The following is a 25,197-nucleotide window of genomic DNA, read 5'->3' on the forward strand; positions in this document are numbered from 1 at the left end:
CGTAGTTTCAAATTTATTTGTAGCGCCGAGAAAACTTTATCCGCACAAGGTGCGTTAATCGCCGCTCTTCGACATTTGTAAGAACTGTCCACCAACAAAAATCACAATTACAAGGACAATACACACGATAAATATTATTCGCAGTGTATTTCCAATCGAAAATTCTGTTTTATCCTCTTCAATTTGAACTTTTTTCTCGGGCGGTTTTAGCGCGAATGCCTTTGGTTTTGATTCACCAACGCCTGAATCAACAGCAATAATTGCCGACTTGCCGCCGTTTTTATCTTTTTCCAATTTCTTTTTTACAGACTCGGGTATTCGATCCATCGCTATCGCTCGGGACTTTTTCACAACCACAATTCGATTGCCATTATTCGATGTAAAGTAGCCACCGCCGCCCCCACCATCCAAGGCAATTTCGACAGTTTTACCATCGCCTCCCGAGTCCATCCCCCGAGTGCCTCGGCTAGTTCGTATGACACGCCCTCCACCTCGGGACGCAGAGCCAGCATAAGATGAGCCACCACCCCCTCCGCCGCCTCCAGAGCCGCCACCAGAGCTACCAACGGCCGAGCCATCGCTGGAACCGCTTCCGTCTTTACTGCCGTCTGCTTTTTCAGAATCTGACCCAGAGCCGGAACCATTTTTGGGAGGCCGACCATTACCGCCAGAGAAGGACTCAAACTTCGCATTACATTCGCTGTCCTCGGTCACAACAGATTCGCCGCCGAAAGATGGAAGTTCTCCGTATTCCAACAGGCACTGAACGTAAAGACCCATATAATTATCCAAAAACTTTTGCATAGGAGTAAATAACTGCATCATTAACATCAGCACCAATCCCACGGAAATGACCAACATCAAGACGTACTCGATGGTCGCCTGACCAGACTGGCCTTTGTGCTTATTGAACTGAATCACAGACTTCCCACAATGCTTCATTTACGGAATAATATATCATATGAAGTCGACACTCCTTTGTTTGCAAATTGGTATTGTCTCATTTTTAGCCATCAGTCCGGGCCTAGTCAGGGCTGATGAGTTTTCAATTTTCGAAGAGGGGGCTTCAACTTCTAAGGCAGATTCAAAATCCACAGGCAAGCCTGCTGAGCCCGCGCCTGTGCCGATGACGACCGAACAACTTAAGGCTGCAGTTCGTAAAGAGCCGAATCGAATCGAGCTTATACAAAAGCTGGCGGTTCAACTAGACTCTGAAGGACAAACCGATAAGGCCATTAAATTGTTATGGAAATATATCGACCGCATTGACGAATCCCATCTCGCCAAGCTTGCGGAATTCGAATTTAAATCTAAACAGTACGATCAAGCAGTTCGGGTTGCGACGCTTATAACCGGCAAAAACCCCAAGAACTCGAATGGGTGGACTCTGTTGGGCCGAGCTCAAAAACAGCAAAATCTTCACACTGAAGCTTTGGAATCGTTTAAGCAAGCTATCACTTCGAACCCCAAAAACCCAGACCCCTACTGGGATCTGGTCAAGCACTATGAAGCCAAAAATAATCTTTATGAGGTGCGTATTTTACTTCAAGATTTGATCGAGGCGCGCGGTGCAGACAAAGAGACTCTACAAAAGATCTGCGAGATCAATTACAGAGACGAATCCTATGAGGCCGGTATTCAATCATGCCGAGAGTCTTTGAATAAAGATCAAAACTCGGCGACTTCATCTGTCTATTTAGGCTTGTGTTTAAAAGCTACCGGTCAGAAGGAAGCTTCCATATCTCAGCTCCGCAAATCAGCTGAAAAATTCAAAAATTCTGAACCTGCTCAATACTACTACGCAGAGCACTTACAAAAAGAAAAAAATCATATCGATGCAGTAAAGTTCTTTAAATCAGCGGTGGCTGCGGATGATAAATCAGCTCGAGCTTGGATTGGACTTGGTACCGCTTCGTTTGAACTTCAAAAATATGAAGATGCTTTAGTTGCTTTAAGCAAAGCCTGCAAACTGCAAAGATTCGAGGCTGCAACACAACTTAGAAAAAGCGTCATGTCGCTGCGCTCGAATAGAAACTTGGACTTATTGAAAAAATACGAACAGGCCGCTGAAAACTGCCAATTCCAGTAAACACACCAGCTTTTAAACCTGAGCGTCCTCTTCGACGATTGCGCCGATAAGATCATATTCCATGCTTTCGGTAATTAGCACACGAACCATGTCTCCGACTTTAGCTTGACCGTCATTGATAAGGACAACGCCATCAATTTCTGGAGCCTGCTGTGACATTCGACCTTGCAAAAGAAGCTCGGTTTCTTCGCTGTAGCCCTCGACAAGAACCTCAACAGTTTTGCCAATAAATGCACGATGCTTTTCACGAGAAATATTTTGTTGAACTTCCATCACTGCTTCGTAACGGGCCTGCTTAACATCATCATCGATTTGATTAAGCATTTTTCCACCCGGAGTATTTTCTTCCGGAGAGTATTTAAAGCAACCAACTCGATCAAATTTTTGATCTGCGATAAACTTAAGAAGCTCTTCAAACTGTTGATCTGTTTCACCCGGGAATCCGACGATAAATTGTGTTCGAATAACCGCATCAGGAATGTTCTCACGAATATTCATCAACACCGTTTCGACTTCATCTCGCGTCATCTTACGATTCATGCTTTTAAGAACATCATCAGAAATGTGCTGAAGAGGCATATCGAAATATTTGACTAACTTTTTGGAGTTTTTAATCAATTGAACCATATCTGGAGTGATACCATCTGGATATAGATACAATAGACGAATCCACTGGATACCTTCAACTTGATCTAGAGCTTTTAGAAGCTCCACGGGGCTCTCTTTAGCCTCTGGATTTTTTCTGCGCAAATCCCAACCGTAGTCGGTAAAGTCATGGCTAATAATAATAAGTTCTTTCACGCCCTGAGCGGCCAACTGTTCTGCTTCCTTAACAACCGAAGCAATCGTTCGCGACTGAAGATTCCCGCGGATATGAGGAATTGCACAGAAAGCACAACGCTTCATGCAGCCTTCAGAAATCTTAATATAAGCTCGATGTCCAGGCTGAGAATTCACTCGAGGAGTCGACTCTTCTTGCAAATAGGTCGGCAAATTAAAGAATGTCTTACTTGTATCACCTGAATCGTTTTGTTTAAGAATTTTAGCAATATTCTGAAACTCGCCAGAGCCTACAAAAAGATCTGCTTCGGGTAGGCCACCAACAAGGTCATCTTTGTATCGCTGAGTTAAGCAGCCAGCTACAACAAGGCGTTTGATTTTACCTTCTTCTTTTGCAGCGCCCATCTCTAAAATTCTTTGAATAGACTCTTTCTTCGAGTCCTCAATAAAACCACAAGTGTTTACGATAACAGTGTCCGCACCCTCGTGATCACCGGCAACTTCATAGCCCTCTTTCATCAAAGTACCCGCCATGATCTCGCTATCTACCAAGTTCTTAGGGCATCCCAAACTAATGAAATGAACTTTTTTATTCGAATTATCCTGATTTACTTTTTGGCTCATAACTCTGTCACCTGTGCATCTTTCGGAACAATAAATTTAAACATATCTTTAATCGGCGTGGGCTTATCGAAATATACAGGCCCAAATTTTAGTTCTACTAAGTTACCGATTTCATCTTTGTATTTTAAATCGACAACTTTTTGCTTTTTTGTATCTACCGTCACAAACAAGTCTACAACAGAGATATCCTTGGTTTTCGGTAATAGCTTTAGCGTCTTTAGATCCCCGTTCGTTTCAACTTTATCTGTTGCAAAGTTTGCCGCTAAAAGATCCTTTTTCAAGATAAGCGAAATCAACAAATGACTTTTGCCGCGCTTATCCGCTTTTCCTTTTGCTACCTGAATGTTGCCACCCAATTCTTTACTAGGATATTGAACGCTAAAAATATGGACTCCATCAAAAAGCAAAAGACTTTTTTCAGGCTTGTTAGTTTCCCAACGAAATTTCTCTTTGGATAACCATATCTGGCCTTCGTAACTGGTTTTTTTGCCAAGAAGCTCAGAAGTCACTTCCTTAACCACCGACATTTCAACAACCTGTTTTTTCTGATAAACAGAAAGCACTTTTTCAACAGCCGCTAAGTCGCTAGCCGCGAAGGACTGATTAGAAAACGATAGGAAGCCGTAGAATAAAGCTAAAATATATCTCAGTGACATTACACGCCTTTTTTATGGCGGTCAGATATACCAGAGGGCCTATTCTCCCGCAAGAGACCTAGAGGCAATTGTCCAAATCTTTGTCTTATTTTCCATATTTAACAGTTTTGCGACGGTTTTTATTGTCGCTCCGGTCGTTACGATGTCATCGACGATTAAAACGGAACCCATATCAGAGGGCCATTCGGTATTTTTTACACCTATCCTTGTCTTCAGGTGTTCGGCTCGTTGGGCTCGATTCAAATTTTGGGTTTTGTACGTTGAAGGATCCCCCAGTATCGTCAATGGCTGAACCACCGGCGCCCCGATATAGTTTGATAGGGCATTAGCAAATCCAAGCGCATGATTGCCAACTCGACGGGAGGGTACGGGAACTATATAAGACACCTGATTAAAATCATCGGCATCTACGGCCTTTTCGGCAAAAAAGGACCACAGCCTAGAGTCCTCCTTTTGCTTAAGAGCCATAAGAGTCAGACTCAAAAGATCATCTCTACCCGGAATCCACTTAAAAAGTGAGTTCACGGTTAGTTCAGATTCAATCTTACGCTCAAACGGCCCTAGTTTTAAACTTAAAGCCCGACAGCAATAAACACATAGCAATCTCCGCCCCCAATAAATTGATCCGCAAAAAGGACAACTTCCTAACATTTGAACCTCTTTTGTTTACCTAAAACATTTGAATTACAAATAGTTACAAAATGAAGGCCAAAAGTTTTTTCTCTTTGACTCATCCACCGCAAAAGCCTAAAAACTGCGCACATATCGCGGGTGGGGAAAATGAAAGCATTATTCATCGTTTTATTATTTTTGGTTTCAGTCAGTTCTTGGGCTGGTCTTAGCCCTAAAAGACTTGCGAATTCTGATTACGATAATGCCAAATTCACAGCGCGCGCCTTAAAATACTCTTTAAAGATCGATGCTGAAGACATTCAATCTAAACAGCCTTTTCTTTTTAACTCTGCAGATGGCGCCGAACGAAAGAAGCGATTTCTTCACCAGGTGGATACATCTGTTGTCAAAGCCGTCTCTGCGGATCAATTAAGCCAGATATTTAATTACGTTCGTGATACTAAGTTCATGCGCCAGACAGACAATCAGCCGCGACGCCTGACTTGGCTTTACCCAGATGATGGGTGTTACGCACGTGCGGCTATGGCTTCTTATAATTTGGATTCGTTTCCTGCACCTAGCAAAGTATTCATTTTCGGAAATCTTAGAGTAAACACTGACAATGCCCCAGGTGGACAGGTGGAGTGGTGGTATCACGTCGCCGTTGCTTATCGTGTGGATAAGACTGTTTACATTATTGATCCAGCAATTCATCCAGAAGGTCCAATGACCGTAGAGGCATGGGGCTTAACAATGGTGAAGGATATTCGTCAGGCCAAGTTCTCTATCTGCGACCGCTATACTTACGATCCTGACTCTGATTGCACGGGCAAATATGCGATCCCTAGGGAAAGTGCCTATCAAGAGCAATCCCTATTTTTGCCACTTGAATGGGACCGAGTTTCTGAGCTAGGTCGCGATCCATACAAAGAGCTTCTTGGGGACACTCATCCCGTTGCTGCCCCCCACTAAATATTATGATAGGGAATGCCCTTAATTATCGTAAAGGCTCTATAGATCTGCTCTAGAGCCATTGTCTGCGCGACGAGATGATTCATCACCATCGGGCTCAAGGTGACAACTAAATCAGCCCTTTTACGAAGCTCCTCTCCAACTCCGAAGGCTCCGCCAATTATAAAGACAATTCGCTTCTTTCCGGAACTCATTGTAGTTTCGACCTTTTTTGCAAACTGAACCGAGTCTAGAGACTTCCCTCGTTCATCAAATAATACGACGAAATCATCCTTTTGCAGCCAATCAATTATAAGCTGAGTTTCCTCTGCCTTTTTAATGGCAGCCTCTTCGCGGGCACTCTTTTTAGGTTTTAACGAAACGATTTCGAACGGAACGAAATGATGTATTTTTTTCACGTAGAGCTTGAAGGCCTCATCAGCCCAGGGTTCTTTCGCCGTTGCTACGTTCAATAATATTACCTTCATATTCCGAGCCTCACTTATCTTTCTAAATTCGCTTAATTTTTTTTATTTTTCCAGTTGTATTTCATTTAGCATCTCTGCTACACCCTTCTTTAGGGTAACCAAGTATATGTCGGAAATAAGGTCCGATGTTTCTACCAGGCGCCGTAAATGCCTGTCTATTTGGAGGGGAAATGAACCAAATTTTTAAGGCAACTCTTGTTGCTATCTGCTTAATCGCTAGTTCTAACGCATTCGCAGGACAAGCTTTTCCAACGTCACCAGATCCAGTACTAACACCAGGCGAACTTTGTTCGAGCCCTGATAGCTATCGCTATCCAGAGCACATTAAGTATTGTGAGCGTGATGTAGACGGTAGCGAGAAAAACGATATCATCCGCATGTACGACCGCGAACGTGGTTTCAGAGTGGGTCAAATGGCTCGTAAAAAATTTAAAATCGACCATTATATCCCTCTTTGCATGGGTGGAGCAAACTCACGTGATAACTTGTGGCCTCAACACGAAAGCGTCTATAAAATCACTGACGATCTAGAAGCTTTGGCGTGTGAAAAAATGGCGGAAGGCAGCTTAAAACAGGCTGCAGCCATCGATCTTATTAAGGCCGTTAAGAATGACCTTAAAAGAGCGGAAGAAGCTCGAGCTTGGTTGAACAAGTTATAAAATGAAAATTGAACTCTGAATAAAAAAAAGCTCGAACAAATGTTCGAGCTTTTTTTGTTTTATCTCTTTAAGTCCGGATCTTGAAGGTTCATATCTTTACCCTGTTTCCACAAGTGCTCCAGATTGTATTCCTGGCGAACAAAATCGTAAAAGACATGAATGATCAAACTTCCATAATCCACAAGTACCCAACGACCTTCATCGGTACCCTCTAAAGATTGAGGATAAACGTTGTACTCTTCTTTAACAGCTTGAATTACGTTTTCGGCCATCGCAACTGCATGACGAGTTGAGGTTCCAGATGCAATCACCGTGTACTCTGAAGGTGCCGTCATCGACGTTAAATCGTAACCTTTAACTTGAATGCCTTTTTTGCTAAACAAAACACCGGCGCAGAATTCTGTAAATGCAGCGTAATCACCGATACGATCACCAAGATTGCGGTACAACTTGTGCTCGCGAATATAGCCTTCAACTGCCAAAGGTAAGTACTTTTCAACAGGACGACCAGTTCTTAACCATTTGCGAAGTTCTGTTCCAGAAATTTCGATATCTGATAAATTTAAGAACTGAATGCTGCGACCTGATTTTAACTCAACGAAGTTGAAGTCATAATCCGCAACAAAGGACTGAATGAACTCTGGAAGTTCATCTTGTTCGTTTGGTAGGTCATACCCGGGTCTTGATGTTACGATAAGGTTCGTCTCGGACAAGATTTTTTCCCAGTCCTTCCAACGATCCAACTCAAAAAGCTTATCTGCACCAATAACCAAAAAAAGGTCCTTAGCTTCGACAGACTTTCGCATGTTCATCACTGTATCAATTGTATAAGACTTTCCACCACGAGCAATTTCTTGGTCGTCGACAACAAACTGACTTCCATATTGTGCAAAGGCGGCCTTTGTCATCTCCAAGCGTTGCTCGGGCGATGGCCCCTCTGTCGGGGATTTAAGCGGGCTTTGAGCCGCTACGACAACGTGAACCTTATCTAGACCCGTTTTCTTAGCAACTGTAGTAATAGCATTCAAATGGCCATTGTGGGGAGGGTTAAAACTTCCACCAAATATTCCGACCTTCATAATTATTCCTCTTTAAAAATCATTTTTCCAAGTTCTTGAACTAGATCCTGAACGCCCTTACCCGCAACAGCAGATATGGCGTAAGGCTCGACACCTGTGCGTTTCTTAAACTGAGCTTTCAGTTTTTGAAGAGCATCGGCACTTAAAGTATCGATCTTGTTAAGTACGACAACCTGCGGACGCGTGGAAAGCGGAAAAAACCCGTCTTTGTCCTTATTAGCCTCATCGTACATAGCTAGTTCGTGGTTAATATCTTCGTAGTCTTGTACAGGGTCACGACCAGAAACGCCAGAAGCATCCACTAAGTGGATGAAAAATTTAGTGCGCTCTACGTGCTTAAGGAACATAATCCCCAAGCCAACCCCTTGATGGGCCCCTTTTATAAGGCCAGGAATATCTGCGACGACAAAAGATTTATAGTCGCCCACCTTAACAACTCCCAAATTCGGAGTTAAAGTCGTAAAAGGATAGTCTGCAATCTTCGGCTTGGCGGCTGAAATGCGTGAAATCAAAGTCGATTTTCCGGCGTTAGGAAAACCTACGATCCCTACATCCGCAATCAATTTTAGCTCTAATATGACTTCCATTTCAAAGCCCTCTTCACCGGGCTGAGCATGATCTGGAGCCTGGTTGACCGAAGTTTTAAAAAAGGTATTTCCTTTCCCACCTCGGCCCCCTTTTAGAAACAAATGTTGATCCAACCCAGTCATATCAACCAGGATTTCCCCCTCGCTATTGCGAAGGATTGTGCCCTCAGGCACGACCAAAATCATATCTTCGCCATCAGCTCCCGAGCATTTTGCTGAGGTGCCAGGAAGGCCGTTTTTAGCTGCATATTTTTTGTAGTACTTAAAATCTACAAGAGAGTTTATATGGCGAGAGGTGCGAATAATAACATCTCCGCCCTTGCCTCCGTCACCACCATCTGGGCCGCCTCGAGGGGCTCCACTTTCGCGACGAAAAGAGACGCATCCTGGGCCGCCATGACCAGAGGACACAGTTATTTTGACTTCATCAATAAATTTCATAATTTGCCTTCCGGCCTCGTAAATACCAAAAAAAAGGGAGCCTAGTCACGGCTCCCCTTCTGTTTTGAAAAATTACCTTGAAGAGCTTATGCTTCTTTTGGGTAAACAGAAACTTTGAAGCGCTCTTTAGAGAAACGCTCAAACTTTACGATGCCATCAATAACAGAATAGATCGTGTGATCACGACCAATTTTTACGTTGTTTCCAACGTGGAACTTAGTTCCGCGTTGACGAACGATGATTGTTCCAGAAAGAACAGACTCGCCACCGAATCTCTTCACACCAAGGCGTTTCGACTGTGAATCACGTCCGTTCTTCGTACTACCGCCGGCCTTCTTACTTGCCATGACTATAACCTCGTTTAAAAAGTTTAAATTTAAATCCTAATTACGCTTTTTTAGTAGTTTTTTTAGCTACTTTTTTCTTAGCAGCGCCTGCTTTTTTAACTGTCTTTTTTACAGTCTTTTTAGCAGCAGTCTTTTTAACTACTTTTTTAGCTTCTTTTTTTACAGTTTCAGTTGCCGCACCTTTGTTAGATACGCGCTCTTTACGAGCAGCAACTTTAGCTGCGATCTTCTCTTGGCGAATTGCTGCCATATCTTTAACTACTGCTGTAGTTTCAGCTTTAGCAACTTTTCCATCTGGAGAAGTGATAGCTTTAACAAAAAGTTCAGTGAACTCTTGTTTGTGAGTGTTCAATTTTCTGTAACCTTGACGGCGTTTCTTTTTGAAAACGATCACTTTTCTTGTTTTAGCTTGCTTAGTAACAACAACAGTTACTTTTGCACCTTTAACAACTGGCTGACCAACGTGAGTTGCTTCGCCACCAACAAGAAGAATGTCGTTGATGTCAAATTCAGCGCCAAGATCTTGAGCTAATTTTTCAACCTGGATAACGTCACCAGCTTGAACTTTATACTGTTTTCCACCTGTACGGATAACTGCGTACATGAATACCTCCAAATAGGAATTGAGCTTCAAGTAAATGCCATCTTTAGTGGCACTCTGTCAACGAACCAGGGATCTATATTTATTCCGAATTTATTCTGCTTTCTGGGGACCCTTAGGTTTCCAAGCCAATAATCTATAAAAATGCCGTATTTTCATATAGATAAGAACTTATTCTCCCCGCCATCCCAAGAACTCTCAGCCGTGAATTTTCAACTATATTCGCATATAATGCGGCAATAGTTTTGACTATATTTTAAGATAATGCGAATATAGTCGAATGAATGCGGCGGTTAGACTCTTTTTATCAGACGGCTACAAGGCCAAAGCGACACTACAGCTTAAGCACCCCCCCCTGATTGACGTTGTCTCTGCCGTTCAACAGCAGACGCAGTTTCTAGGCATGCACGCGGTCACCCAATCATGGCAAGAACACGAGGCTCGTCTACTTTTTAAGAGTGCCCCAGAGGCCTTGCTTATTGCTCCCAATAATAAATCCAACAAGCCGGTTGTTTATATCTTCTTTGGTTTCTGGCGATGGAACTATTACCAACAGCAAGTAGACAAACTAATAGCTGCCAAAGGAAGCACCGATCTGTTGATCTTCATTGATGATTGTCTGAGTGCTGTAAATGTCCCAGGGGCTCTTCAAGTGCCTTATTCACTTAGCACTTACTCGGAGGCGATATCTCCAATTGGACGCCCGCAAAGCCGAGGCCCCAAGGCCTGGATAGAGTCCTTGTTTCTTCCTCCCGAAGAAGACGACTACGAAAAGTTGGATGTCCTTATTTCTAAGGGCGCACAGTGCTTAAATGAACTTGCCCCGCAGCCCCCCATTCGACTGCGAATTTTTGATTTGATTCTTAAAAACTTAAGTTTCTCGAATCAATGTGATGACATTGTTGCCCTCGAACTTTTAATTGAACAATTTAGGACATCTATTGGGCGGACTTTACAATTCGAACCCTTAAAAGATAAGACGGGCACATCGGCTGATTCATTAAAGCGATGGACACAGATTCTTGAAAATCATGGTTTGATTTTTTCCATTTCCCCATGGCACAAGAACATCAATCGAGCCATAAAATCAGACAAAAAATTTTATTTCCATGATTGGATATTTGCTGCCCATAAAGAATTGATTGTGGAAAACCTTGTGACTTCTGTGATTATTTCAAAAATTAATCAATGGAACACTAAGCATGAAGGTCAGTGGAGTCTTCATCACATAAAAACCAAGGATCAAATCTGCTTTGACCTACTTCTTTGCAAAGACGAGCAACCTGTATTGGCAATAGATATTTGTCCCAGCGATAGCAATTCGACGAAAAACAAATACAAAATCCTTCAAGCCCTTGATTGCCCCTATGTTCAAATCACCGAAGAACCATTGGTTTGGGTTGATAACAAAATGGGAAAGACCTTAAGCCTTTCCCACTTCTTACGCTATCTTTAGTGAATACTAATTATACAAAAAAGATTTCGTATTGCTCGATGTGGTAGTTGGGCTCAATTTTAAATGCCACCGAACGACCAAGTCGCTTTTCAACGTATTCCAGCGTTTCGCTCTCGGCATCGTAGATCCAATCCACCACTTGGGCATGGCAGTGCACGACAACGTTCGTCTTTGGATTGATTAACATATCCGCGTCTCGCTCTAGCTCGCGGAAGATTTCATTCGCAACAGTCGACTTACGTTTTGTATAGCCCTTCCCATCACAATAACTACAAGGCTCACACAAAGTTTTAATTAAACTTGGACGAATTCTTTTCCGAGTCATTTCTACCAGGCCAAGCTGAGACATCGACATAAGATTTGTGCGAGACCGATCCTTGGATAATTCTTCTGATAACGCTTCCATCACCTTTTCACGATGGGAATCTTTTTCCATGTCGATAAAATCAATAATAATAATTCCACCGCAGTTTCGAATTCTTAGCTGATGGGCAATCTCGCGAACTGCTTCTAAGTTGGTTTTAAGAATTGTATCTTCAAGATCTTTTTTACCTACGAATCTTCCAGTGTTGACATCAACCACAACCAAAGCTTCCGCCTCGTCGATCACAATATAACCACCAGATTTAAGCCATATCTTTCGGTCCATCGAGCGCGAGATTTCGATGTCAATGTCGTACATATCAAATAGCGGCTTTGGCTCTTGATAAAGAACGATATTCTGTTTGTACTTAGGCATAAATTGAGATGCAAACTTCGTAACCTTCTTTTGCACCTCAACATCGTCCACCCAAACAGTGACAACATCTTCGGACATAAGATCGCGCAATGCTCTTAACTCGACATCAAGCTCGGTGTGAACCAAGCCAGGTTTTGTTTTCTTCTCGTAATTTTTAAAAATCTCGCGACTTAATCTATCTAGGTATTCGATGTCTGCTTTAAGAAGCTCTTCGGAAGCGCCTTCTGCTGCGGTACGGACAATCACTCCGCCAGAATGATTGATACCTTGAACAAGAGACCGAAGTCTTTCACGCTCATCTTCACTTTCAATTCTGCGAGAAATTCCTAAATGTTTTACGGTGGGCAAAAAGACAACAAAACGACCAGGCAATGATAAATGGGTCGTTAAGCGCGCACCTTTTGTACCCAATGGATCTTTTGCAACTTGCACAAGTATCGACTGGCCTTCTTTTAAAAGATCTTGAATCGGCGTTTTGATATTACTGTGGTTCGCGATTTTTTCGTCATCGCCTTCGTTGTAAGGCTCGTCTTTATCAGGATCCGAAAATGGCATAGAGTCCGAATCCACGTCCTCTCGAATATCGCCGACGTAAAGAAACGCTGCTTTATCTAAGCCAATGTCAACAAAGGCCGCCTGCATGCCCGGCAGAACCCTCATGACTGTTCCACGAAATATAGATCCGACCAAGGTCGGTGAAGTTTTTCTTTCAATTTTTAAATCAGTTAAGATTCCACCATCAACGTAAGCAACTCGAGTTTCTTGAGGCTTAACGTTGATCAAAATTTCTGCCGACATCTTGGTTCCTATCTATTCTGGAATAAAAAGTTCAGGTCCTTTGACTAGAATGCATGGGAATTCAGGCTGAACCTTTAAACTTATAGCAGGGTTCAGCCGAAAAAGCTAAGGCAAATCGTATAATTGGAGCTAAGATGGCAACGATAGATGAACTCTTTAAATTGATGGTGGACCAAGGCGCGTCGGACTTACACTTAAGCAGTGGAGCTCCCCCTTATCTGCGCCTACATGGAAATATGGTTCCACTGAACTATCGCGAGCTTTCAAACCAAGAAGTCCAAGGACTTTTGTTCGAAATTCTTTCTGAAAAACAGAAGAAAGCCTTCGTTGAAAAATGGGAATTAGACTGCGCCTACACCCTTCCAGGAACGGGACGATTTCGTTGTAATATCTTTATGCAGCGTAAAGGCCTGGGCGCCGTATTTCGAGTCATTCCCGAAAAAATTAAAACAGCAACTGAACTTGGTTTGCCGTCTAGCGTTCTAGACTTAATCGACTGTGATCGCGGGCTTATTTTGGTAACGGGACCCACGGGCTCCGGTAAATCCACGACACTTGCTTCGATGATTCACCAAATCAATATGACCCGCGAGGCACATATTATTACGGTAGAGGACCCGATCGAATTCGTACACTCGAACGTCAAATCATTAGTCAATCAAAGGGAAGTCGGAAGCCACACTAAATCTTTCGGAAACGCACTGAAGTCTGCGCTGCGGGAAGATCCAGATATTTTGCTTGTCGGAGAGCTGCGAGATCTTGAAACTATTTCTTTAGCGCTTACTGCTGCTGAAACAGGGCACATCGTTTTCGGTACTCTTCACACAAACTCGGCAGCAAAGACTATCGATCGTATTATCGATGTGTTCCCTGCTGGACAACAGCAACAAATTCGGACCATGCTTGCAGAAAGCTTAAGAGGCGTGGTCGCTCAGTGGCTATTTAGCCGAGCGGACGGTCAAGGTCGAGTTGCTGCATTTGAAATCTTACGAAACACCAAAGCCATCTCAAACCTGATTCGCGAAGGAAAGATCCATCAAATACCATCGGCAATGCAAACTGGCAGCTCGCAGGGTATGGTGCTATTTGAAAAGTACATCGATGATCTTGTGAAAAAAGGAAAAGTTTCTGCGCAAGATGCTAAGACCTTCCTAGGCACTGGTACGGAGAATACCGCCGTCAACACTTCGGCCACCAATGTGTCCCAAGGCACAGTAGCTGGCAAAAAAATCAGCTAATCAAAATTCAAAAGTATACGAAACAAGAACAGGCACCTTCGGTGTCTGTTTTTGTTTTATCTCGGTGTAAGACTCAGTTGCCCGATAAGACCCCGAGCTATTATAGGCCACATAACCCACACCGCCCATAAATCCTAGCAACGAGCCTACCGTGATATTTTCAGTGTGATCCTGAGCGTTGTCATAAAATGACAATGTACTTAAACCTAATAAAGCCCCGCCAAGGGTCGAAAATAGTACAGTCGCTATACTTCGTTTAAACGTAGTGCTTTGTTCCTGTGCAGCGCTGACTTGCGGAGTCAGAAAATTAAGAACCAACAAGATTCCCATCATCATCGATCTGATTTTCATGAATTCCTCCACACTTTTCTCAAGACAAAAATCTTCACTGTTGTTAAGCTTTCGCTCTATCTGATTCAATTAGAACATCTTGAGGTGAATCGTGCAACGATACATTGACCATACCCTACTGAAAGCCGACGCAAAATCTAGCGACATCGAAAAGCTGTGCTCTGAAGCCAAGCAATTTCAATTTTTCAGCGTTTGCGTAAATTCGGTTCACGTCGCTCTTTGCAAAAAGCTTCTTGCTGAAAGCACTGTCAAGGTTTGCACTGTCGTTGGGTTTCCCTTAGGCGCCATGTCTACGAAAGCGAAAGCATTCGAAACCAAACAAGCAATCGCGGACGGCGCAGACGAAATCGATATGGTCATCAATATCGGTGCATTAAAAGATCAAAACTGGGACTTTGTTCAAGACGATATTGCCGCCGTAGTCGAGGCAGCACAAGGAAGAACTGTAAAAGTTATTTTCGAGACTTCTCTTTTGACAGAAGATGAAAAACGAAAGTCTTGCCAACTATCAAAAGCAGCCGGAGCCCACTTTGTTAAAACTTCAACGGGCTTTGGTGGCGGCGGCGCAACTGTCGAGGATATTAAGCTGATGAAAAGTGAAGTTGGTCAAGCCCTTCAAGTTAAAGCCAGCGGCGGCATCAGAGACCTAGCAACAGCGGAAGCCATGATTAATGCGGGAGCCACTCGCTTAGGAACTAGTTCGGGAGTTGCTTTGGTCAGTGGACAAACTATTGGGAAAGGCTCTTATTAATGTCATCTTTTTTACCTGCGGAAATCATTAAAACAAAACGCAATGGCGGATCGCTTAGCGAATCTCAGATCAATGAATTCATTCTTGGCTACGCCAGAGGGCTCATTCCCGACTACCAGATGTCTGCTCTTTTGATGGCTATCTTCTTTAAGGGGATGTCCACCGAGGAGACCCTTGCTTTGACAAAAGCTATGCTCCACTCGGGGGATGTGGTCTCGTTTCCTAATGTTCCCCAATTCAAAGTTGATAAGCACTCTACAGGCGGCGTTGGCGATAAGACGTCTCTTATTTTGGGACCTATTGTTGCGGCCTGCGGAGTCCCCGTTCCAATGATCTCCGGCCGAGGGCTTGGCCACACTGGAGGCACGCTTGATAAACTCGAAGCCATTCCTGGATTTAACACCCAAAAAACACTGCCTGAGTTTAAAGAGCTCGTTGAAAAACACTTGATTTGCTTTATTGGCCAAACAAAAGAAATTTGCCCCGCGGACAAAAAAATTTACGCTCTTCGGGATGTAACTGCAACGGTTGAAAGTTTACCTCTTATCTGTGCATCGATAATGTCCAAAAAACTTGCCGAGGGAATCGATGGCTTAGTGCTGGATGTGAAATATGGCTCTGGTGCTTTTATGAAAACACCGGCGCTAGCCGAAGAACTCGCTGTAAATTTAATGAATATTGCTAAAGGTTATGGAAAAAAAGTCGTTTCATTAATTACAAATATGGACCAACCCTTAGGAAGATTCGCCGGAAACTCTTTAGAGGTCGACGAATGCGTTGCTATTATGAAAAATGAGCGCTTCATTGGTCCACATGGCTATGATTTATACGAAGACACCCGCGAGCTGTCACTTTGGCTATCGGCCCACATGCTTCACTTGGCCAATAAGGCGCCAACGCTCACAGAGTGCTACAAAATGGCGAAAGAGGCCCTAGAGTCCGGAGCCGCGATTAAAAAATTTGAAGAGTTGTGTAAAATTCATGGCGGAAATCTTGCCAATTTACCAAAACCAAAACATCAAGTAACGGTCAAGGCTGATCGCGATGGTTACGTAAAAGGATTTAATACCGAGTCCATTGGCGTAGCAGGAATCGTTATCCAAGCTGGCCGAGCAAAAACAGAAGACATTATCGCACCTACCGCGGGCATCGAGTTTCACGTTAAAGTCGGAGACACCGTGAAGAGCGGCGATTCTGTGTATACTCTACACGGAGACAATCTTGATCTGCTAAATTCGGCAGTTACTTTATTAAAGTCATCAATTCAATTTTCAACCAACAAAGTTGAAAAACAGCCTCTTATCTTAAAAACATTGGAGTAAAAATGTCATCTCAAGTTCTTGAAAAGCTGCAAGCAACTACACAGTTTTTAAAATCAAAAACATCTATTAAACCTAAAGTCGGAATAGTTCTTGGTTCAGGCTTAGGAGCTTTTGTAAAAAACATTGAAATCGAAACCACAATTTCTTTCAACGACATTCCCCACTTCAATCCACCGACGGTGGAGGGACATAGTGGGAATCTTATCTTTGGCAAGGTCGATGGCCAGCAAGTTGTAATTCTTCAAGGAAGAAATCATTTTTACGAAGGGCACTCGATGGAAAGCGTGGTCTTTCCGGTAAGAACTCTTGCGATGTTGGGGATTGAAATTTTAATTCTTACGAATAGCGCTGGAGGTATGGGTGACAACATGAAAGCCGGCGACTTTATGATCATCGAAGATCACATCAACCTAATGGGCACCAATCCATTGATGGGCCCGAACATTAAAGAACTCGGCCCTCGTTTCCCGGATATGACAGAAGCTTACGATAAGAAGATCGTGGCTAAAATGGAAGAAATATTCAGCAAACACAACACTCGATATCACAAAGGCATCTATTGTGGAGTCACTGGCCCTACTTATGAAACTCCTGCAGAAGTGCGCTATTTGAAGGGCATTGGGGGAAAAGCCGTAGGCATGTCGACAGTTCCAGAGACTATTGCCGCAAATCACTTAGGCCTGCGCGTAGGAGCGGTTTCATGCATAACAAATTTGGCGGCAGGAATTTCAGCAAATAAGCTTTCTCATGATGAAGTCACAGACACTGCTAAACTTGTCGAAATGAAGTTCACACAGTTTTTGAAAGAGCTTACGAGTTCTTTATAGAACTCCACGAAGGTCTAGGTTTTCTAGACTCTTTTTGTTATCAAAATGAGCCGATAGGTTAACCGCTGGAAATACAGAATTCGTCCAATGGATGGACGCATTGATTTCCAGAGGAGTTTAACATGGATGTTAAAACAACCCTCTCGGTTCTTGCTCTCACCTTGTTTGTATCAGCCTGTGGCCAAAAGACCGCGAGTTCAGTATTTCCCGAAAACGGATCTTTAGAGGGCTCGGCCTGCAAAGCATCTGCAATTCAAAATCGCTTTGTTGTTCAATGGGAAGACGGAAGCTTTAGTGTCCATGAAGACCTTAACGCCGACAGCTTTACTGAAAAATTTATCAAAAAGAATTTAGATAAAATTCGCTATGTCGAGTTCGATAAAAAGATTCAAGCCCTGAACTCTCAGGAAACACTTTTTCCATCTGCTTCATCCACAAGCACAACTTGGGGCTTTAATATGATTAAAGCGAATTCTGCATGGAGTGCGGGATACTATGGGCAAGGCATAAAAGTGGCTGTGGTCGACTCAGTAGTGGACTATACTCACCCCTCTTTACAGGGACGCATTGCAATCAACACCGCAGAAATTCCTAACAATGGAATCGATGATGATGGTAACGGAATTATTGATGACTACTATGGTGCAAAATTTATGAGCGCATCTGAAGCTTCAAAAATTTCTCCGCATGGAACTCATGTCTCGGGCATTATTGCCGCCGATCCCAATCTAGGAAACGTGGTAGGAGTCGCACCTCGGGCACAAATTATTCCCGCTCAATTTATTGGCGGATCTGGTGGCGGCACACTCGGTGATGCTGTCTTGGCATTGCAGTATTCGGCCAATCGCGGAGCAAAAATCGTAAACGCAAGCTGGGGTGGTGCTCCTTGCGTTACATCTTTACGCGATGCTTTTTATGAACTCGAAAAGAAAAATATTTTAATTATTGCGGCAGCAGGCAACGATGGTGTCGATATCGACTACCGCCCCTCATTTCCAGCGGCCTTTAACCTTCGATCGCAGATAACAGTTGCTGCCTCGACAGAAAGTGACTTCCTAGCCGGATGGTCTAACAGCGGATTTAATTTGGTGCACATTGCCGCCCCTGGAAGCTCGATCTACTCTTCGGTTCCTGGTGGCGCCGCTTATTTTGATGGCACTTCAATGGCTGCACCATTTGTTAGCGGAGCTGCTGCGGTCTTATGGAGCGCACGCCCCAATGCTTCGGCTTACCAAATTAAGCAAGCCCTTCTTGAAGGTGCAGAATCATATAAAGATCACGAGTTTAAAGTGCTTACTCGGGGCCGATTAAATATCGAAAGAGCATTGGCTCGACTTTTCCAGTTAGCTCCTTAATTTTATTTAACATTATTCGATCCGACGCAGGGCCAAAATAAGCGCTCTGCGTCTTCATTTTTCAGTGATTCCTTCATAAATGATGCTAGAACTTTAGAGTTCAAATTCAACTGATACTTATCAGTTTTTTTCACTCCCTTTTGTAAGGAAGGCAACATGGAAATGGAATCTATTGCAGGTGCCGATTTAGCCTCAGTCAAATTGGCTGAACTAGAAAAAAGAAACGAAAAAGCAATGGCAGGCGGAGGACCTGAAAGAATTGCGAAACACAAACAAGGCAATCGTTTAAGTGCTCGCGAGCGCATCGACGTTCTTTTGGATCCAGGCAGTTTTGTCGAAATGGATCGTTTCGTTACTCATCGCTGCACAAACTTCGGAATGGAAAAAAACGTAGCCCCAGGTGATGGAATCATCACTGGCTATGGACGCGTTAACGGAAAATTAGTTTATCTTTCGTCGCAAGATTTCACGGTTATCGGTGGATCTATGTCGCGCACTCAAGCCAATAAAATCTGCAAGGTTATGGATCTTGCGATGAAAAACGGTGCTCCCTTTATTTCAATTAATGACTCTGGTGGCGCTCGAATTCAAGAGGGCATTGAGTCTTTAGGTGGTTATGCCGACATCTTCACTCGCAACGTGACTGCGTCCGGAGTTATTCCACAAATTACTGCTATCATGGGCCCATGCGCGGGCGGTGCGGTTTATTCACCATCAATTACAGATTTTGTTTTTATGGTGAAAAACACTTCGTACATGTTTGTAACCGGCCCAGATGTTATCAAAGCTGTTACCCATGAAGACGTTACCAAGGAAGATTTAGGTGGCGCGATCACTCATAGCTCTCGCTCGGGTGTTGCTCACTTTGCAACTAATGATGACAAACACTGCCTGTTGATGATTCGCGAATTGTTAAGCTTCTTACCTAGCAACAATCTAGATGACACTCCGGTATTGCCGACAAAAGACAAACCAGATCGCTTAGTTGAAGCGATCAACAAAATGATCCCAGAGAATCCGAAGAAGCCATATGATATGGTGAATATCATCACTGAATGTGTTGATGAAGGCTACTTCCTAGAGATTCACAAGCATTGGGCTCAAAATATCATCGTTGGCTTCGCGCGCTTTAACGGTCGCCCTGTGGGCATTGTTGCGAACCAACCAAATGTCTTGGCTGGTTGCTTAAATATCGAGGCGTCTCGTAAGGCAGCTCGCTTTATCCGCTTCTGCGACAGCTTCAACATTCCAGTCGTTAGCTTTGTCGACGTACCAGGATTTTTGCCGGGTAAAGATCAAGAGTGGAATGGAATTATCACTCATGGTGCAAAGTTGCTTTATGCCTATGCTGAAGCTTCGGTGCCAAAAGTGACTGTTATTACTCGTAAGGCCTATGGTGGTGCTTACATCGTTATGGGCTCAAAACTTTTACGCTCGGACGTTAACCTTGCTTATCCATCCGCTGAAATTGCAGTGATGGGCGCAGAAGGAGCGGTCAACATCATCTTCCGCGAACAAATCAATAAGGCGGCCGATCCAGCTGCTGAGCGCGCAAAACTCATTGCTGAATATGAAGCAAAATTTAGCAATCCGTACGTTTCCGCTGAACTTGGTTACACAGATGAGGTTATTGACCCAGCATTAACTCGCAAAAGAATCATCGATTCTTTAGAGATGCTGAAAAATAAAAAAGATGTGATGCCACCTAAAAAGCACGGAAATATTCCGCTTTAATCGAGGAAATAGAAATGCAAGAAGCACCTCCATTTAAAAAAATTCTAATTGCCAATCGCGGAGAAATCGCGATTCGCATTACCCGTGCTTGTCGTGAGCTTGGAATTGCATCTGTGGCTGTCTTTTCAGACGCAGATCGTGACAGCCTTCACGTCTTCTTAGCAGACGAGGCCTACCATATCGGTCCGTCTCCAAGTAAAGAATCCTACCTTAATTATCAAAAGATTATAGAGGTTGCTAAGCAAGCGGGAGTAGATGCTGTACATCCTGGCTATGGGTTTTTATCTGAAAACACACACTTTGCAGCTGCCTGCAAAGAGGCTGGCATCACTTTCATTGGGCCGACTCCAGAGAACATTAACGCCATGGGAGATAAGCTATCAGCTAAAGCTCTTATGAAAAAGGCCGGTGTTCCCACGGTTCCAGGTAGCGACGGCGGCGTAGAAAACGTCGAAGAAGCAAAAGCTATTGCCGAAAAAATTGGGCTTCCAATTATTATTAAGGCCTCGGCCGGAGGCGGTGGAAAAGGAATGCGTATTGTTCGTGAATTTGACGAACTTGAAAGCGCCTTCCGCGCGTGTAGATCTGAAGGACAAAATTATTTTGCTGATCCAACAGTATACATCGAAAAATTCATTAATGACCCGAAACATATCGAGATTCAAATTTTTGGCGATACTCACGGCAATGTTGTTCATTTGTTCGAGCGCGAGTGCTCGGTACAGCGGCGCCATCAAAAAATTATCGAAGAGTCTCCATCCCCTTCTGTGCCGCCTGAAGTTCGCCTAAAAATGGGCGAAGCATCGGTTAACGCAGGTAAGATGATTAAATACGTCGGCGCCGGCACAATCGAATTCATTTTCGACAATAAAACAAAAGAGTTTTATTTTATGGAAATGAACACTCGCCTACAGGTCGAACATCCAATCACCGAAATCGTGACTGGCTACGATCTAGTTAAAGAGCAGATTTTTGTCGCCGCGGGAAAACCACTAAGTTTTGAACAAAAAGATATTGTTCAAAAGGGCCACGCCATCGAGGCACGTATTTGCGCTGAAGATCCTGTAACATACAAACCACATCCGGGCTTAATCAGAGCGTGCCGACACCCACAAGGTCCGTTCTTGCGAGTCGACTCTTATGCTTACCCGGGTTACGAAGTGCCTATTTACTACGACCCTATGATTGCAAAAGTTATCACTTGGGGCGAAAATCGAGATGAGGCTATTGATAGAATGCAAAGAGCTCTCACTGAGTTTGTTCTAACGGGAATTAAAACCAATATCGTTTTACATAAAACAATATTGAATCACCCAAAATTCAGGGAAGGTTCATACACAACGCAATTTATCGAGAAAAACTTCGAGGTTCTTGAGCCGCAATTGTTTGCTGAAGTTGAAGACCCTGTTTTCTTAATCGCAGCCGCAATTACGGCATTCAACGACCGAAAATCAAAAGATGTTCGCCAGTTGAATATTAATTCAAACTGGAAGCGCATTGGCCGCAAGCAACAACTAAGGATGTAATCATGTATTTTGAGGCTGAACTTAGAGGAAAAAAATACAAAGCAGACATCACAGAAACGAAAACCGCTTGGAAAATTTCTTTACAAAAAGAAGGCGAAGAGTGGATTCACCACGATGTTTCTAAAAATGATTTTAAACAGGCGGAAGAATACATTAGCTTTTTGTTTAATGGAAAGTCTTATCTAATAGACGTCATTGGCAAAGATACCGAATACACTGTATTCACTCGAAACTCATTTCGCTCGATCAAAATCTTTAACGATGAAATGCTTCTTCATGAGTCCCTTAAGAAGGGCGGAAGCTTTGGTGGAGAAAATGAACTGAAAGCTGGAATGCCAGGAAAGATCATTCAGATCTTTGGAAAAGTCGGCGACATAGTTAAAGCCAATAAACCGGTTTTAATTATGGAGGCGATGAAAATGGAAAATGAAATGCGGACATCAAGAGACGTACGCATTAAAGAAATTCTGGTTAAGCAAGGCGACAGCGTTGAATCTGGCGCAGTTCTAATTAAGTTTGATGATCCAACCTAATATAAGAGGGGCCCCAAGCCCCTCTTATTATTTTTTCCCCACGTATTGAACTCCAATCAACTTCTGGTGTCTTTTTTTGTTTCTACCGATCCAGCGGATTTGTCCCTCGAAGGTTGCGTAGTCTCCATCTTCTTTTCGATAGTTTAAACTGACAAAATCCTTTTCTTTAAACGGGGCCGTCGGACTGACTGCTATACACATTCCTTCTTCGGATAAGTTCTGAGAAACTGCACCCATAAAAGGTTTAAAACTTGCTTCGACACCGTCGTGCTGTAAAGCGGATGGTCCCAGTAATACATCTTTCTTAGTTTCCTTCCGAGAATACTCTCGCAGGATATGGGTTTGAATTTCATCATGAATCTGATCCAAACTAAATCGATCTGTCGTCCAATAAACTCTCCAATAAGGCTCTCGGCCTAACCGGTCTTTCATGGCCAAACCAATTTCTTTAGTCACGAAGATTGGCACAAGATTGTTATGCTCTTTCATCATAAAGTTAAATGCATTTAAATGACGGTCATCTAAGAATCCAGCATATTGAATCACAAACACCTTAATGTCTTTTAGCGCAGAAAGCCGGGCTTTTAATTGATAAAAATCTTTTAGTTCAGTCACTTTATAGTTGGCCAAATTTTCAACAGGAAAGCGCTTAAGATCTCGACCCAAAACTATCACTTCGAAATTACCATTTTTCATGAATCCCCCTTTTTCTTAAACCTTATCGCAATTGCCAAGCCAGCGGATTCGCCATTAATTTCGATTTCAACTTTACAGTCCTGCAAAAACACAAACGGCTGCCAGATTCACTGACAGCCGTAGATAACTTTTTTACAGCGTTCTAAATTTGAGACAGGGTGCTATTCCCTACTATTCTGTGCCGCCTCAACTCGCTTTTTTTCGAATAGGGTCACTAAGATTACGGACACTTCGTAAAAGGCGATAAGCGGAACTAACATCATCGTCATAGAAAGGACGTCGGGCGGAGTTACAATGGCTGCCACAATGGCCAAAATCATGACCGCAAATCGACGCTTTTCACGCAGAAACTTCGAGCTCACCAATCCCAACATTCCCAAGATAGTCAGAACCAAAGGAAGTTCAAAAGTAAGACCAAACATTAAACAAAATTGTGAAAAGAAACTTAAGTAGCTGTCGATGGTGATCATGGGTTTGTCTAAATCACCACCGAAGGTGAATAAAAAATCAAACGCCATGGGAATTGCAAAGAAATAGGCAAATGCAACACCGGCCAAGAACAATCCCGAGCCTGACAAAATAAATGCCAAGGCATATTTCTTTTCGTGTCTATAGAGTCCTGGGGCAATAAATCGCCAAATCTGATAGAAGATAAACGGACATGCCGCCACCAATCCTACAACCAAAGATAGCATAAGATGCGCAACGAATTTATCCATAGGTGCGGTGTAAATTAGACCGCCACCTGGCAAAAACTTTTGAATAGGTGCACGAACAAAATTAAAAACTTCTTCACTAAAATAGTAGGCCACGCAAGTAGTAACTACGATGGCATAAAGGCTTTTAACTAACGCGTCTCGGAAGTCTGCCAAATGCTCTACAAGAGTTTGATGTTTTTGATTTAGTTCTTCAGAGCTTCTCATGATTTCTTCTCTAGATCAGAATTTGTTGAAGACATATTCGAAGCAAGTTCTGCTTGTTCTTGGTCGATCGCAGCCTGTAGAGGCAGCTCCATTTGGGATTCAGACATTGACGTGTCGTTAGTATTTTCTTCTTTTAACTTAGCTCGCTCGTAAAGTGTATCTTTTAGACCCTCGGTGGGATCCTGAAACCGAGCTTGTGCCTTAATTTCCTCTGTGAGGTGTTCAGAGCTTCGCTTAAGGTCATTAACGAAACGCCCAATGACTCTGGCAACTTCCGGCAACTCTTTAGGGCCAATAAGTAATAGGGCCAATAGGCCCAACAACACAATTTCAGAGAATCCTAATCCAAACATGTGCGCAGAATAGGTTAAGCGCCTTCTTTTTTCAAGTGATCCTTTGCAAGATGAAAGAGTCCCATCTCTACTAGGCGCTCTCTGGCTAACTCCGAACCCGTCTTTAGGTATTTATCATAAAGATGGATAATACCTTGGTCGCTCTGAATCATTGATTTATGACTGATCACGGTCAGAACATCGACATAGTCCATGAATCGATCAGAAAAGGTCGTATAGATCGTGACTGATTCTTCGTCCTTAACAGTATGAGACAAGCAACGATATGCGGCTCCGCCGATTTGGGCGTAATATTCAATATCGACAAGTTTACGATTTAACGAATCCCCGAAAAATCCACTAATATATAGGGCTCGGTCGCCCGTCTTTCTTAATAACTCTTGCCGATTTGCAGTTTCTTTTTGCTGTGCCAGCAAATACATCTCGGCAAGAGTTGTTGGCTGAGGCCGTCCCTCAAACTCCGATTTTATAAAAAGATTTCTAGAGTCCAAGAAGTGTTCTAAAAGCTGAACCAAGTACCTTTGAACCGAGGGATGCGCCTTCAATTTGCGACTCTGTAGTCCCTCGTCTACCATCTGTGTAAAATAACCTGTAGGAGTTAACAAAAACCCGCTAGACATACTGCTATTTTAACAACTCTTAGCGTTCTTTCGGTTAAAAAAATTTAAAACTAGCCCCTAG

General features: G+C 43.2%; 28 protein-coding genes and 1 riboswitch. Of the genes, 12 read left to right on the top strand and 16 right to left on the bottom strand.

The features are described 5' to 3' along the window. Positions 1 to 54: 54 nt before the first annotated feature. Positions 55 to 921, bottom strand: coding sequence for a hypothetical protein (locus tag AC04MN_RS04920; RefSeq protein WP_475382074.1), 867 nt, complete (start codon positions 919 to 921; stop codon positions 55 to 57). A 40-nt stretch (positions 922 to 961) separates the two neighbouring features. Here AC04MN_RS04920 and AC04MN_RS04925 point away from each other — a divergent pair, with 40 nt between their 5' ends. Continuing rightward, entirely contained in the window at positions 962 to 2,089 is a 1,128-nt protein-coding gene (locus tag AC04MN_RS04925; RefSeq protein WP_475382075.1) for a tetratricopeptide repeat protein, read from the top strand. A 12-nt stretch (positions 2,090 to 2,101) separates the two neighbouring features. Here the strand turns inward: AC04MN_RS04925 and rimO are convergent, their stop codons facing one another. From rimO to AC04MN_RS04940, 3 genes are read right to left on the bottom strand one after another with little or no spacing between them, the layout of a single operon-like run. Then, on the bottom strand, positions 2,102 to 3,493 hold the full coding sequence (gene rimO, locus AC04MN_RS04930) for a 30S ribosomal protein S12 methylthiotransferase RimO (protein WP_475382076.1): 1,392 nt from the start codon (positions 3,491 to 3,493) through the stop codon (positions 2,102 to 2,104). Beyond that, positions 3,490 to 4,149 (bottom strand): LolA family protein, encoded by a 660-nt coding sequence (locus AC04MN_RS04935; protein ID WP_475382077.1) that lies wholly within the window; start codon positions 4,147 to 4,149, stop codon positions 3,490 to 3,492. Before AC04MN_RS04935 ends, rimO begins: the two co-directional genes overlap by 4 nt. Before the next feature lie 39 nt (positions 4,150 to 4,188). Further along, positions 4,189 to 4,617 (bottom strand): ComF family protein, encoded by a 429-nt coding sequence (locus tag AC04MN_RS04940; protein WP_475382078.1) that lies wholly within the window; start codon positions 4,615 to 4,617, stop codon positions 4,189 to 4,191. Positions 4,618 to 4,929: 312 nt separating this feature from the next. On the opposite strand from AC04MN_RS04940, the gene AC04MN_RS04945 reads away from it, so the two are divergent. Next, positions 4,930 to 5,733, top strand: coding sequence for a protein-glutamine glutaminase family protein (locus AC04MN_RS04945; RefSeq protein ID WP_475382079.1), 804 nt, complete (start codon positions 4,930 to 4,932; stop codon positions 5,731 to 5,733). Here the strand turns inward: AC04MN_RS04945 and AC04MN_RS04950 are convergent. After that, complete coding sequence (locus AC04MN_RS04950; RefSeq protein ID WP_475382080.1) at positions 5,730 to 6,200, bottom strand: 23S rRNA (pseudouridine(1915)-N(3))-methyltransferase RlmH; 471 nt, start codon at positions 6,198 to 6,200, stop codon at positions 5,730 to 5,732. The two genes, AC04MN_RS04945 and AC04MN_RS04950, sit on opposite strands and share 4 nt — an antisense overlap. 80 nt (positions 6,201 to 6,280) lie before the next feature. Further along, positions 6,281 to 6,378, top strand: a riboswitch (purine riboswitch). Between AC04MN_RS04950 and AC04MN_RS04955 the strand changes: the two genes are divergently transcribed. Beyond that, positions 6,371 to 6,859 carry a hypothetical protein gene (locus AC04MN_RS04955; RefSeq protein ID WP_475382081.1) on the top strand — a complete coding sequence of 163 codons (489 nt, stop codon included), beginning with the start codon at positions 6,371 to 6,373 and terminating at the stop codon, positions 6,857 to 6,859. It overlaps the preceding riboswitch by 8 nt. 59 nt (positions 6,860 to 6,918) lie before the next feature. Here the strand turns inward: AC04MN_RS04955 and nadD are convergent, their stop codons facing one another. The 4 genes from nadD to rplU all read right to left on the bottom strand — a co-directional run bounded on the left by nadD (position 6,919) and on the right by rplU (position 9,917). Then, positions 6,919 to 7,938, bottom strand: a complete 1,020-nt coding sequence (gene nadD, locus AC04MN_RS04960) for a nicotinate-nucleotide adenylyltransferase (protein WP_475382082.1) — start codon at positions 7,936 to 7,938, stop codon at positions 6,919 to 6,921. Between the two features lie 2 nt (positions 7,939 to 7,940). Further along, on the bottom strand, positions 7,941 to 8,966 hold the full coding sequence (gene obgE, locus AC04MN_RS04965; RefSeq protein WP_475382083.1) for a GTPase ObgE: 1,026 nt from the start codon (positions 8,964 to 8,966) through the stop codon (positions 7,941 to 7,943). Positions 8,967 to 9,052: 86 nt separating this feature from the next. After that, a complete protein-coding gene (gene rpmA, locus AC04MN_RS04970; RefSeq protein WP_475382084.1) occupies positions 9,053 to 9,313 on the bottom strand; it encodes a 50S ribosomal protein L27 in 261 nt (86 codons plus the stop codon). 40 nt (positions 9,314 to 9,353) lie between these two features. Next, entirely contained in the window at positions 9,354 to 9,917 is a 564-nt protein-coding gene (rplU, locus tag AC04MN_RS04975) for a 50S ribosomal protein L21 (protein WP_475382085.1), read from the bottom strand. 277 nt (positions 9,918 to 10,194) lie between these two features. On the opposite strand from rplU, the gene AC04MN_RS04980 reads away from it, so the two are divergent. Next, on the top strand, positions 10,195 to 11,370 hold the full coding sequence (locus AC04MN_RS04980; protein WP_475382086.1) for a DUF4143 domain-containing protein: 1,176 nt from the start codon (positions 10,195 to 10,197) through the stop codon (positions 11,368 to 11,370). Positions 11,371 to 11,380: 10 nt separating this feature from the next. Here AC04MN_RS04980 and AC04MN_RS04985 read toward each other — a convergent pair whose 3' ends face one another. After that, positions 11,381 to 12,907: an Rne/Rng family ribonuclease gene (locus AC04MN_RS04985; RefSeq protein WP_475382087.1), complete on the bottom strand. Its 1,527-nt coding sequence runs from the start codon at positions 12,905 to 12,907 to the stop codon at positions 11,381 to 11,383. Between the two features lie 134 nt (positions 12,908 to 13,041). On the opposite strand from AC04MN_RS04985, the gene AC04MN_RS04990 reads away from it, so the two are divergent. Continuing rightward, complete coding sequence (locus AC04MN_RS04990; protein WP_475382088.1) at positions 13,042 to 14,145, top strand: type IV pilus twitching motility protein PilT; 1,104 nt, start codon at positions 13,042 to 13,044, stop codon at positions 14,143 to 14,145. On the opposite strand, the gene AC04MN_RS04995 is transcribed toward AC04MN_RS04990, so the two are convergent. Next, positions 14,146 to 14,496, bottom strand: a complete 351-nt coding sequence (locus AC04MN_RS04995; RefSeq protein ID WP_475382089.1) for a hypothetical protein — start codon at positions 14,494 to 14,496, stop codon at positions 14,146 to 14,148. 88 nt (positions 14,497 to 14,584) lie between these two features. On the opposite strand from AC04MN_RS04995, the gene deoC reads away from it, so the two are divergent. The 4 genes from deoC (at position 14,585) to AC04MN_RS05015 (ending at position 18,751) form a co-directional block, all read left to right on the top strand. Further along, positions 14,585 to 15,247: a deoxyribose-phosphate aldolase gene (gene deoC / locus AC04MN_RS05000; protein WP_475382959.1), complete on the top strand. Its 663-nt coding sequence runs from the start codon at positions 14,585 to 14,587 to the stop codon at positions 15,245 to 15,247. Continuing rightward, entirely contained in the window at positions 15,247 to 16,569 is a 1,323-nt protein-coding gene (locus tag AC04MN_RS05005) for a thymidine phosphorylase (protein ID WP_475382090.1), read from the top strand. The genes deoC and AC04MN_RS05005 overlap by 1 nt, the downstream gene beginning before the upstream one ends. A 2-nt stretch (positions 16,570 to 16,571) precedes the next feature. After that, positions 16,572 to 17,396 (top strand): purine-nucleoside phosphorylase, encoded by an 825-nt coding sequence (locus AC04MN_RS05010; RefSeq protein ID WP_475382091.1) that lies wholly within the window; start codon positions 16,572 to 16,574, stop codon positions 17,394 to 17,396. Positions 17,397 to 17,518: 122 nt separating this feature from the next. Further along, positions 17,519 to 18,751, top strand: a complete 1,233-nt coding sequence (locus tag AC04MN_RS05015; RefSeq protein WP_475382092.1) for a S8 family peptidase — start codon at positions 17,519 to 17,521, stop codon at positions 18,749 to 18,751. A gap of 2 nt (positions 18,752 to 18,753) precedes the next feature. On the opposite strand, the gene AC04MN_RS05020 is transcribed toward AC04MN_RS05015, so the two are convergent. Then, the gene (locus tag AC04MN_RS05020; RefSeq protein WP_475382093.1) at positions 18,754 to 18,885 is read right to left on the bottom strand and encodes a hypothetical protein; all 132 of its coding nucleotides are present in this window, start codon (positions 18,883 to 18,885) and stop codon (positions 18,754 to 18,756) included. Positions 18,886 to 18,913: 28 nt separating this feature from the next. Here AC04MN_RS05020 and AC04MN_RS05025 point away from each other — a divergent pair, with 28 nt between their 5' ends. Genes AC04MN_RS05025 through AC04MN_RS05035 form a run of 3 tightly spaced genes read left to right on the top strand, consistent with a single transcriptional unit; the run spans position 18,914 to position 22,544 of the window. Continuing rightward, on the top strand, positions 18,914 to 20,485 hold the full coding sequence (locus tag AC04MN_RS05025; RefSeq protein WP_475382960.1) for an acyl-CoA carboxylase subunit beta: 1,572 nt from the start codon (positions 18,914 to 18,916) through the stop codon (positions 20,483 to 20,485). Between the two features lie 14 nt (positions 20,486 to 20,499). Continuing rightward, entirely contained in the window at positions 20,500 to 22,011 is a 1,512-nt protein-coding gene (gene accC / locus AC04MN_RS05030; protein WP_475382094.1) for an acetyl-CoA carboxylase biotin carboxylase subunit, read from the top strand. 2 nt (positions 22,012 to 22,013) lie between these two features. Beyond that, positions 22,014 to 22,544: an acyl-CoA carboxylase biotin carboxyl carrier protein subunit gene (locus tag AC04MN_RS05035; RefSeq protein ID WP_475382095.1), complete on the top strand. Its 531-nt coding sequence runs from the start codon at positions 22,014 to 22,016 to the stop codon at positions 22,542 to 22,544. 27 nt (positions 22,545 to 22,571) lie between these two features. Here AC04MN_RS05035 and AC04MN_RS05040 read toward each other — a convergent pair whose 3' ends face one another. The 4 genes from AC04MN_RS05040 to AC04MN_RS05055 all read right to left on the bottom strand — a co-directional run bounded on the left by AC04MN_RS05040 (position 22,572) and on the right by AC04MN_RS05055 (position 25,136). Next, the gene (locus tag AC04MN_RS05040) at positions 22,572 to 23,240 is read right to left on the bottom strand and encodes a PilZ domain-containing protein (RefSeq protein ID WP_475382096.1); all 669 of its coding nucleotides are present in this window, start codon (positions 23,238 to 23,240) and stop codon (positions 22,572 to 22,574) included. A 161-nt stretch (positions 23,241 to 23,401) separates the two neighbouring features. After that, complete coding sequence (gene tatC, locus AC04MN_RS05045; RefSeq protein ID WP_475382097.1) at positions 23,402 to 24,163, bottom strand: twin-arginine translocase subunit TatC; 762 nt, start codon at positions 24,161 to 24,163, stop codon at positions 23,402 to 23,404. After that, positions 24,160 to 24,516 carry a Sec-independent protein translocase subunit TatA/TatB gene (locus tag AC04MN_RS05050; RefSeq protein WP_475382098.1) on the bottom strand — a complete coding sequence of 119 codons (357 nt, stop codon included), beginning with the start codon at positions 24,514 to 24,516 and terminating at the stop codon, positions 24,160 to 24,162. The genes tatC and AC04MN_RS05050 overlap by 4 nt, the downstream gene beginning before the upstream one ends. 14 nt (positions 24,517 to 24,530) lie before the next feature. Then, positions 24,531 to 25,136, bottom strand: a complete 606-nt coding sequence (locus AC04MN_RS05055) for a hypothetical protein (protein ID WP_475382099.1) — start codon at positions 25,134 to 25,136, stop codon at positions 24,531 to 24,533. Positions 25,137 to 25,197 lie beyond the last annotated feature (61 nt).

This window comes from Bdellovibrio sp. ZFWA1 (assembly GCF_056175665.1).